The organism is Pseudomonas sp. P4_D7, assembly GCF_056401755.1.
Genome location: NZ_JBFUIR010000008.1, coordinates 200,990 through 209,734, shown reverse-complemented (window position 1 = coordinate 209,734; position 8,745 = coordinate 200,990). Strand labels below are relative to the sequence as shown.

The following is an 8,745-nucleotide window of genomic DNA, read 5'->3' as shown; positions in this document are numbered from 1 at the left end:
TCGCTTAAACGACGGGCCTTTTTTTGTGGAGCAAATAACCTGCAATCCCCCCGATCAACTGTGGGAGCGAGCCTGCTCACGAAGGCGTCGGTCAGTTCAAAAAATGGTTGAATGACACACCGCTTTCGCGAGCAGGCTCGCTCCCACAGAAGGGATCTGGGTTTCAATCAAGGATCAGGTGGGGCAGGAAGCGGCTGGAGTCTTTGGTGATCAAACTGTTGTCTTCCCGCACACCAATCCCCGCAGCCTGATCGCCAATCACCCAGGAACCGATCAGCGTGTAGCTGTCGCCAAACTTCGGCAACGGCGCAAACTCCTGCAGGATAAATGGCGCATCCGTGTAGGGCCCGTCCTCTTTGACGATCAGACCGTCAGCCGTTTGCAACTCAATGTTCGCCCCTTCGCGGGAAAAGTACGGCTTGCGTACCCAGCCTTTCGGCACTGCATTGGTCGGGTTCGGATCGAGATGCGCCGCCAGCAGATTCGGATGCCCTTTGTGCAGTTCCCACAGTAATGGCAGTGCACCCTTGTTCGACAGAATCGCCTTCCACGCCGGTTCGAAAAACTGCGTATCGCACTCGGCAATCGCCGCGCCGAAGGGCTCGTGGAAGATGAATTCCCAGGCATGCAGTTTGAACAGGTGCGGGATCCAGCGATCTTCCAGGTCGACGAAGCGCCCTTCAGCCGTCAAACCGATGTCTTCGATATCGATGTGCCGCGACTCGATGCCGACTTTCTCGGCGATCAGCCGCAGATAATCCGTTGTGCCCTTGTCCTCGACCGAGTCTTTCATCGAGGCAAAGTAGAACGGCCGCTTCAGTTGTAATTCGGCGAAGGCCTGATGCAGATGGGTGTCGATGCTGTTGAACTGGTCGGCATGACGCGGCAGCGTGCCGCGCTCGATGCATTGTTCCAGCCAGCCCCACTGGAACGCCGCCGCTTCATAAAGACTGGTCGGCGTGTCGTAGTTGAGCTCCAGCAGCTTCGCCGGGCCGTTGCCGCTGTAGGAAAAGTCCATGCGTCCATACAGATGCGGATGACCTTCCCGCCAGGACGTGCGGATCATGTCGTAGTACGCCGCCGGGATGCTCAGGCGATCCAGCAACTCTTCGCTGTTAACTACACGGTCGACCAGATCCATGCACATCTCGTGCAGTTCGGTGGTCGGGTCCTCAAGATCGTTTTCGATTTGCGCGAGCGTGAACTGGTAGTACGCGCTTTCGTCCCAGTACGGCTCATCGTCGATGGTGTGAAACATGAAACCGAGGCTCTCGGCGGTCTGTTTCCAGTCGGGGCGCTCGGCGCAGAGGATCTTCTTCATCGTCAGCTGCTCGAACGACCAGAACCAGAACTGCTGCCCCAACCACCCCAGCCGCTACGGGCACTGGACTGGCTGCCGAAGCCGCCGCGTGAGGTCGAAGAAGCCACGTTGACCGGTTTGCTTTTGCTGCTTTCGTAATCCGTTTGGCTGCGCGTCGTGGTTTCGGCTCTGCGGTACTGCGTCGAGGTGTTGTACGGCTGGCGCGTTTCGCGATCGCGGTAAACCGTGCGTTCGGCGTTGTTGCTCATCGCGTTGCCGATCAGCCAGCCGGTCAGCCAACCRTTGCCACCGCCACTGGAGGTGTGCGAAGTGTTTTGCACACTCTGCACAGCCGCCGCATCACCCGCAGGCATTTGCGCGCCGGCGATGGCGTCAAGATTCTGCGCCGGCTCACCGTCTTTCGGCACTTTGAAGCCGCCGAGTCTCGGCACGAAGCGGCCGTCAGAATTCTTCTGGCACCAGTCAGCGGCAAAGTCCGCGTCGCACTTGGCCTTGTTGTCGTACGCCGGGGCAATGCGCCGATGTTCGGTCAGGGCGGCGACGTAAGCGTTGGAGCAGACATCGGCGGCCACTTCGGCGTCGACGCACTGTTCCACATTCTGGAAACTTCGTGGTTGATCTGCGGCTGTCGCCTGGCCGGAAATGGCCATCGCCACCGAGGCGGCGAGGGACAACTGAACGTATTTGCTGCGTTTCATCTAAGGCTTCCTGCCGATCAGTTGGACGGTGTCATGCACGCGGCGTTGAGCATGCCGACGCTGATCGCGACCGCAGCGACATAGATACCCGAAGCCACTTCGCCGTTGGCGATGCGCTGGGATGTGCCTTTGAGCACCAGGCCCGTGGCGAGGAATGCCAGCAGTTGCACCACCGCGGCAATCACCGCCCAGAGCACGAAGTCGAGGACGTTGACCGAAAACGCAATCACGTTACTGGCCGGAATCGCGAAGCCGATGATCGCGCCGGACAGGGCGATGGCGGCTGCAACGTTGCCGGAGCGGATCAGCTCGAACTCTTTGTGCGGCGTGATGCGGGTATAGACAAATTGAAATAGCATGAACAGCAGCACGGCGCCGATGAGGTAGACGACGAAACCGACCAGCGCGGTTTTGTTCAGGGAAACGGCCAGCACTTCCAGCATGAAAAACTTCCTTTTTAAATGGTGCTCAGATCTGTCGTGTACAGCGAAATGCCGAGCGAGGTGCTCAGGCTGACGGTGCCTTCTTCGTCCTGTTCGACGGAGAACAGCAGCAATTCGCGGCGATCGGTCAGGCCGGTCTCGCGCGCATAAAGCATGGAGTGGTGTTCGATGGTGTAGCTCTCGTCCGGATTGACCACTTGTTCGGTCATCGGTACGAGTTCGGTCTGGCCTTGTTCGGTGCCCCACTCGCGGGTGTATTCGACACCGTCGTGGCTGTAGGCGGGCAGACCGATCGAGCTGTTGGGGCCGGCCAGGCGTTGCAGTTCGGCGTCACTGTTGACGGTCACGTAACTGAGGTAGTTGAACAGGGTAACCGATTCGATCTGGTCGTCACCGGTGACGTGGATCTGCAGCCAGAAATCCTCGTCGTTCATGTAATAGCGGTGCAGTTTGTTGGACTGGCCGAGGTCGACCCAGCCATGGCTCCAGATCGCCTGATCGAAGGGTACCCGCACGGTGGTCGAACCATCGAGCAGCAGCGCCAGGGTTGTATCGAACCTGACGGCCTTGCCTTGCGCCATGCCGAGTGGGCCACTGGCAACGGTCGGTGTTGGCGCAGCGGTCTGCCAGTTGCTGGTGCCCAGCAAGTCTTTAAACCATCCCATGGGTACGTTCCTTGAAGCGGGTGGAGGTGTTCGTCGGCGAAAAAAGCGTGGCTAGTGTACCGGGCTGAGCGATCAACGACACGCCACAAACCATGTGGGAGCGAGCCTGCTCGCGAAAGCGTCATGTCAGCTGACTCATATGCCGACTGATACTCCGTCTTCGCGAGCAGGCTCGCTCCCACAGGTTTCGTGCAAATGCTTACTGCGAGGACTTCTGCTTCAGACGCTCAAGAATCGCATTGGCGCTGCCTTCGTTCGGCGTGATGCCGGCGTCGCGCAGTTTGCGTTCCAGGTCGTTGCCGGTCGAGGCGTCAGCCAGTTCGTCCGCCGCGCTCAGCTCGGCAGCACGTTGCTGCTGCTTGGCCTGCAGACGGTTCAACGTACCGACGGCAGTTTCCAGTTTGCCATTGGCGCCGCCGCTGGCGATGGAAGCGCTGACCTGGGCTTTCTGCACGCTTTCGCGGGCCTTGGCCATGTCCACTTGCTGGCGCAGGCTCTTGATCCGCGACTCGGCTTTGCTGATGTCTTTGCGCATGTTTTCGGCGTAAGTACCGAATTCGTCGCTCTGCTTTTTCTCAACATCCAGCTCGTTGGTCAGGGTCGAAATCGCTTCGGCCACTTCCAGCGCCAGGTCTTCACGGCCAGCGTTCAGCGCCGAGACGGCTTTGGCCTCCAGATCCTTGATCTTGGCGTCGTACTCGCTTACGCGGTCGGCGGCCAGTTTGTGTTTAGCCATGATGGTGACCAGTTCGCGACGGGCGTTCGACAGCGCGCTGTCGGCATCGCGGATTTCCTGATCGAGGATGCGCAGGGCCTGTTGGTCCGCGATCGCTTCGCCGACTTCATTGGCGCCGCCGCGCAGTGCGGTGAACAACTTGCTCCAGATGGACTGAGTCATTGGATATTCCCTGTTGATTACTTGAAGAAGTGTTCGAAGGCTTCGCTCGCGCGCTGCACATTGTCGACCAGGGTTTTCACCTCGGTGACGACGTTGGTCAGGCTCGAGTCGGCGCTGAGGGCGCCAAACATGTTGTAAACGGTCTGCCCGTTCGGCATCGACTCGATCCCGATCGACGACAGCGGGAACATTTCCCGGCTGCGCAACACGGCATCGTTGAAGGCGCGCACGTCGCTGATCGAATCGATGTCCACCAGCACGGTGTCGACGATGATCTGCTGGCCGGCCAGGGCGATGTGAATCGGCAGACCGCCGAATTCGTTCATTTCCAGCTTGATGCTGGGTTCGGAGCTCTGGATCAGCGACAGCGTGATTTCTTGCGAAGCCACCTCGTCGAGGGCCTTGAGGGCGTTGAAGAGGCTATCGATGGTCCAGTTGTTGCCTGCGCTCATGTAATTCTCCGACATGAAAGAGCCAGCCAGAATCGGTTGGCGTAGCTGTTGCTCCATTTGCTTGAGCAAGCTTCGGTTTTCGGGAAGCACCCAAGTTTCGTGTTTCACATAACCTGCTGCGGCCAGGCCTGCGCGCATCTGCTTCATATAGAAACTCGAAGGTTTTTTCGCAGACGGTTTCGCGCGATCCCCCTTGGGACTCTCTGATTTCGCGGTGGGGGAACGGCTTTTCATGGCAATGGCTCGGTTATGGACATCTCACGCGTGAGCCACACTACAACCAATTCAAAGTGCCATCAATGGCTCACGCGTGAGATTTTTATGACAGACGAAAAAAGGCCCGCTACGAGGCGGGCCCAGGTTTTTCGCAGAATGACTCAGTGTTTGGCAGCGAGGTATTCGTCAGTAGATACCACGCTGGCGTAGGCGAAACCGAGCGCCGACATGAACGCGGCATGGACGTGTGCCGCCGGCACCGTCAGACCATTGAACGCCAGGTCACGGCTGGCGCAGGCGTCATGAATCACCGTGACGGCGTAACCCAGATCCGCCGCCGCGCGGGTAATGCCGTCAATGCACATGTGGCTCATGCTGCCGACCACCACCAGCTCCTTGATGCCTTGTTCGTCGAGGATCGCTTGCAATTCGGTTTCGCGGAACGAGTTGACGAAGTGCTTGAGTACTACCGGTTCATCGGCGCGATTGAGCACTTTCGGGTGTAGCTTGGCGCCGTCCGAGCCCGGGGTGAAAAACGGCGCGTCCGCTGAGGTGAACTCGTGGCGGATGTGGATGACCGTATTGCCGGCCTCACGGAAGGCGGCGATCAGCCGGGCGGCGTTGTCGGCAGCGGCGTCGGCACCGGCCAGCGGCCACTTGCCTTGGGGGAAGTAGTCGTTCTGGATATCGACTACGATGAGCGCTTGCTTGGCCATGGGGGGTGTCCTTGATGTGTTGGCTGGAAGTGGCTGCAGTATTGGCGCTGATCAGCGATTCGGGGATTGGCCGCACCGACAATAGACAGGGGAAAACTGACAATGGGCGCAGAAAGTGCCGCCATCGCTGAATTGGGTGTGCTGATCTATCCCGGCGCGCAAATGGCGGCGGTGCATGGTCTGACCGATCTGTTTGCGGTGGCCAACCGGATTGCCGCCGAACATCAGGCCGCGCAGTTGCCTGTGCTGCGGGTCAGTCACTGGCAGGTCGAAGGTGAGCAGCCGCCAACGCGCACTTACGCCAGTCATGCGGGTGACGACAGGGCTTTGCTGGCGGTGCTGATTCCGCCATCGATCGGCGGGTTCTCGGCGGCGCAAGCGCCGGCCAGCCTGATGCAATGGTTACGGGATCAACATGCCCACGGTGCGACGCTGGGCGGGGTTTGCGTAGGCTCGCTGATGTTGGCTGAAAGCGGTCTGCTCGACGGCCGCAGCGCCACCACCCATTGGACCTCGGCCAAGGCCTTCGCCGAGCGTTACCCGAAGATCAAGCTCAAGGCTGATACCCCGATTGTCGACGACGGCGACCTGATCACCACGGCCGGATTGATGGCTTGGTCGGAGCTGGGATTACGCCTGGTCGACAGGTTGCTCGGGCCGAGCATTGCCACCGGCACCGCGCGATTTCTGGTGATAGAGCACAGTGACAGCGCCAGTGAGTGCGGCAGTAATTTCGCGCCGATTCTCGGGCATGGCGATGCGGCGATTCTCAAGGTTCAGCATTGGCTGCAAAGCACCGGCGCGACGGATGTTTCGCTGACGGCGATGGCCGAGCGGGCAGGCCTGGAGGAGCGCACGTTTCTGCGCCGGTTCCGTGCGGCAACCGGGTTGAAACCGACCGAGTACTGCCAGCATCTGCGGGTGGGCAAGGCACGGGAAATGCTCGAATTCAGTAATGGCACGATTGATCACATTGCGTGGACGGTGGGTTATCAGGATCCGGGGGCGTTTCGCGCGATCTTCAAGAAGATTACCGGGCTGGCGCCGAGTGATTATCGGACGCGGTTTGGTGTGTCCCCAAACCCGAAGCCGACGAATATCTAATGTGTGCGAGCCTGCTCGCGAAAGCGGTGGATCTGCGAAACTGTTGTTCGCTGGCACTACGCCTTCGCGAGCAGGCTCGCTCCGACATTGAACTCCACCGGGCCATAGATCGTGCAATTTGCCGGGGATCGGCGCGCGGTCGTGCAGATTGAAACAGGCGCGGTGCCAGTACGATTCTGGCAAGTTTCTGATTAGGCTAGGATTTTTGTGGAGCAGCCGTTGGCCTGATCTCTGCACCTCTTACCGCCACAGTTATCGAACCGATGGAAGGGGGACGCATGACCCCGACACCCAGCAGGAAAATCGTGGTTGCCCACTCGGTGCGCCCTGACGCGCCGCAGCACGAAGTGCAAACCAATAAAGCCCTGGCGCGCTGGCTGGCGCAGATTCTCGGATGCAAATTCGGCGGCAGTTACGATCCGGACAAACATCGCGGTCGTGAGCTGTATCTACTGCCGACGCAAACCATTGTCGGCACGGCCAGCGCTCAGCAACTCGGCATCAAAGGTCCGGACGATCTGTGGGGCGGTTTCGTCGAGCACGACTTCATCTGCACCAAAGCCATCAGCCACGGCCTGCGCAGTCATCTGGCCCACGCGCCGCAAGGCTGGTCGCCATTGTTTTCCGAGCGCGTGCGCAACGTGGTGCTCGACGGCCTCAGCGTGTTTGCCCTGGAAGATGCACGACCCGCCGCCGAACATCTGCTGTACAGCGGCCCGATACGCATGAAGCCGGTTCACGCCTGCGCCGGTCGAGGTCAGGAAGTGATCAAGAGCCTTGATGCCTTCGACGAAATCCTGTCCCGACCCGACATTGCAAAGCAGTTCAGCGAAGGCGTGGTGCTGGAGCAGGACTTGAGCGACGTTGTCACCCACAGCGTCGGCCAGTCGTTCATCGGCGATAAAGTGCTGAGTTACTGCGGTGATCAATACTTGACCCAGGACGCCCACGGCGAAGAGGTTTACGGCGGCTCGAACTTGCTGGTAGTGCAGGGTGGTTACGACGAATTGCTGGCGCTGGAATTGCCCGACGATGTTCGCCTGGCCATCGAGCAGGCGCAGGTCTTCGACGGTGCTGCGGATGAAGCCTATCCGCGCTTTTATGCCTCGCGGCGCAATTACGACATCGCCCAGGGTCTGGACAGCAACGGTAAATCCCGCAGCGGTGTGCTCGAACAATCCTGGCGCATGGGCGGTGCCAGCAGTGCTGAAGTTGCCGCGTTGCAAAGCTTCGTCAACGATCCGGGGATGCGCGCGATCCGTGTGTCTTCGGTAGAAACCTACATCGATCAGCCGTTGCCGGCGGATGCCATCGAGGTTTATCGCGGCCCGGCTGAGAACAGCGAATTTCTCCTCAAATACGTAACGGTCAAATCCTATGACGGCTAGAAGCGAAAGCATTCAAATCGACATTGATGATGAACAGATGAGCGGGACATTTCTCAGTCCCAAATCGAAAGTGCCTGGCGTGTTGTTTGTCCACGGTTGGGGCGGTAGTCAGGAGCGTGATCTGGAGCGGGCCAAAGGCATCGCCGGTCTCGGGTGTGTGTGCCTGACGTTCGACTTGCGCGGACATACCGGCGGTACCGGGATCCCGCTGACCCGCGTGACTCGCGAAGATAACCTGCGTGATTTGCTCGCGGCGTACGATCGTCTGCTCGCGCATCCGGCGCTCGACACTTCGGCTATCGCCGTGGTCGGCACCAGTTATGGTGGGTATCTGGCGGCCATCCTGACCTCATTGCGCCCGGTACGCTGGCTGGCACTGCGCGTACCGGCGCTGTATCGCGATGAGCAATGGCACACACCCAAGCGCGATCTGGACAAGGCGGATTTGCGTGATTATCGAAGCACGCTGGTGCGCGCGGACACTAACCGCGCGCTGCATGCCTGTTCACAATTCACCGGGGATGTGTTGCTGGTGGAGTCGGAAACCGATGATTACGTGCCCCATGCGGCGATCATGAGTTACCGCGCGGCGTGCCAGCAGACCCATTCACTGACGCACAGGATTATCGATGGCGCGGATCATGCGTTGAGCGAACCGGTGTCGCAGCAGGCCTACACCTCGATTCTGGTGGACTGGATTACCGAGATGGTGGTGGGCGAGCGGTTGAGCATTATTCAATCAGCATGATTTTTTAGTGTTCTTTCGAACGCTATCGCGAGCAGGCTCACTCCTACATTTTGGAATGCGTTCACTTGTAGGAGTGAGCCTGCTCGCGATAGCGAT

The 8,745-nt window shown here is 59.5% G+C and carries 10 protein-coding genes; 3 read left to right on the top strand and 7 right to left on the bottom strand.

Going from position 1 to position 8,745, the window contains the following annotated elements; all coding sequences use genetic code 11:
* Positions 1–163: 163 nt before the first annotated feature.
* The 7 genes from AC1DVF_RS08665 to AC1DVF_RS08635 all read right to left on the bottom strand — a co-directional run bounded on the left by AC1DVF_RS08665 (position 164) and on the right by AC1DVF_RS08635 (position 5,409).
* A complete protein-coding gene (locus AC1DVF_RS08665; protein WP_477782319.1) occupies positions 164–1,321 on the bottom strand; it encodes a glutathionylspermidine synthase family protein in 1,158 nt (385 codons plus the stop codon).
* A 2-nt stretch (positions 1,322–1,323) separates the two neighbouring features.
* Positions 1,324–2,019: a DUF1190 domain-containing protein gene (locus tag AC1DVF_RS08660; RefSeq protein ID WP_099757306.1), complete on the bottom strand. Its 696-nt coding sequence runs from the start codon at positions 2,017–2,019 to the stop codon at positions 1,324–1,326.
* Between the two features lie 17 nt (positions 2,020–2,036).
* The gene (locus AC1DVF_RS08655; protein WP_007917221.1) at positions 2,037–2,462 is read right to left on the bottom strand and encodes a DUF350 domain-containing protein; all 426 of its coding nucleotides are present in this window, start codon (positions 2,460–2,462) and stop codon (positions 2,037–2,039) included.
* 14 nt (positions 2,463–2,476) lie between these two features.
* Complete coding sequence (locus AC1DVF_RS08650) at positions 2,477–3,127, bottom strand: DUF2491 family protein (protein WP_093434420.1); 651 nt, start codon at positions 3,125–3,127, stop codon at positions 2,477–2,479.
* Positions 3,128–3,326: 199 nt separating this feature from the next.
* Complete coding sequence (locus AC1DVF_RS08645) at positions 3,327–4,025, bottom strand: PspA/IM30 family protein (RefSeq protein WP_016983574.1); 699 nt, start codon at positions 4,023–4,025, stop codon at positions 3,327–3,329.
* A gap of 17 nt (positions 4,026–4,042) precedes the next feature.
* Positions 4,043–4,711, bottom strand: a complete 669-nt coding sequence (locus AC1DVF_RS08640) for a YjfI family protein (RefSeq protein ID WP_186621718.1) — start codon at positions 4,709–4,711, stop codon at positions 4,043–4,045.
* A 143-nt stretch (positions 4,712–4,854) separates the two neighbouring features.
* Complete coding sequence (locus AC1DVF_RS08635) at positions 4,855–5,409, bottom strand: cysteine hydrolase family protein (protein WP_460089074.1); 555 nt, start codon at positions 5,407–5,409, stop codon at positions 4,855–4,857.
* Positions 5,410–5,511: 102 nt separating this feature from the next.
* Here AC1DVF_RS08635 and AC1DVF_RS08630 point away from each other — a divergent pair, with 102 nt between their 5' ends.
* The 3 genes from AC1DVF_RS08630 to AC1DVF_RS08620 all read left to right on the top strand — a co-directional run bounded on the left by AC1DVF_RS08630 (position 5,512) and on the right by AC1DVF_RS08620 (position 8,649).
* Positions 5,512–6,513, top strand: a complete 1,002-nt coding sequence (locus AC1DVF_RS08630) for a GlxA family transcriptional regulator (RefSeq protein ID WP_460089073.1) — start codon at positions 5,512–5,514, stop codon at positions 6,511–6,513.
* A gap of 278 nt (positions 6,514–6,791) precedes the next feature.
* A complete protein-coding gene (locus AC1DVF_RS08625) occupies positions 6,792–7,901 on the top strand; it encodes a DUF3182 family protein (protein ID WP_477782318.1) in 1,110 nt (369 codons plus the stop codon).
* Complete coding sequence (locus AC1DVF_RS08620; RefSeq protein WP_093434434.1) at positions 7,891–8,649, top strand: alpha/beta hydrolase family protein; 759 nt, start codon at positions 7,891–7,893, stop codon at positions 8,647–8,649. Before AC1DVF_RS08625 ends, AC1DVF_RS08620 begins: the two co-directional genes overlap by 11 nt.
* Positions 8,650–8,745: the final 96 nt, after the last annotated feature.

What these genes read in the sequence shown, in the direction of transcription:
- AC1DVF_RS08665 (WP_477782319.1), bottom strand. Translation starts at nt 1,321, where the DNA reads ATGAAGAAGATCCTCTGCGCCGAGCGCCCCGACTGGAAACAGACCGCC.
- AC1DVF_RS08655 (WP_007917221.1), bottom strand. Translation starts at nt 2,462, where the DNA reads ATGCTGGAAGTGCTGGCCGTTTCCCTGAACAAAACCGCGCTGGTCGGT.
- AC1DVF_RS08650 (WP_093434420.1), bottom strand. Translation starts at nt 3,127, where the DNA reads ATGGGATGGTTTAAAGACTTGCTGGGCACCAGCAACTGGCAGACCGCT.
- AC1DVF_RS08645 (WP_016983574.1), bottom strand. Translation starts at nt 4,025, where the DNA reads ATGACTCAGTCCATCTGGAGCAAGTTGTTCACCGCACTGCGCGGCGGC.
- AC1DVF_RS08640 (WP_186621718.1), bottom strand. Translation starts at nt 4,711, where the DNA reads ATGAAAAGCCGTTCCCCCACCGCGAAATCAGAGAGTCCCAAGGGGGAT.
- AC1DVF_RS08635 (WP_460089074.1), bottom strand. Translation starts at nt 5,409, where the DNA reads ATGGCCAAGCAAGCGCTCATCGTAGTCGATATCCAGAACGACTACTTC.
- AC1DVF_RS08630 (WP_460089073.1), top strand. Translation starts at nt 5,512, where the DNA reads ATGGGCGCAGAAAGTGCCGCCATCGCTGAATTGGGTGTGCTGATCTAT.
- AC1DVF_RS08625 (WP_477782318.1), top strand. Translation starts at nt 6,792, where the DNA reads ATGACCCCGACACCCAGCAGGAAAATCGTGGTTGCCCACTCGGTGCGC.
- AC1DVF_RS08620 (WP_093434434.1), top strand. Translation starts at nt 7,891, where the DNA reads ATGACGGCTAGAAGCGAAAGCATTCAAATCGACATTGATGATGAACAG.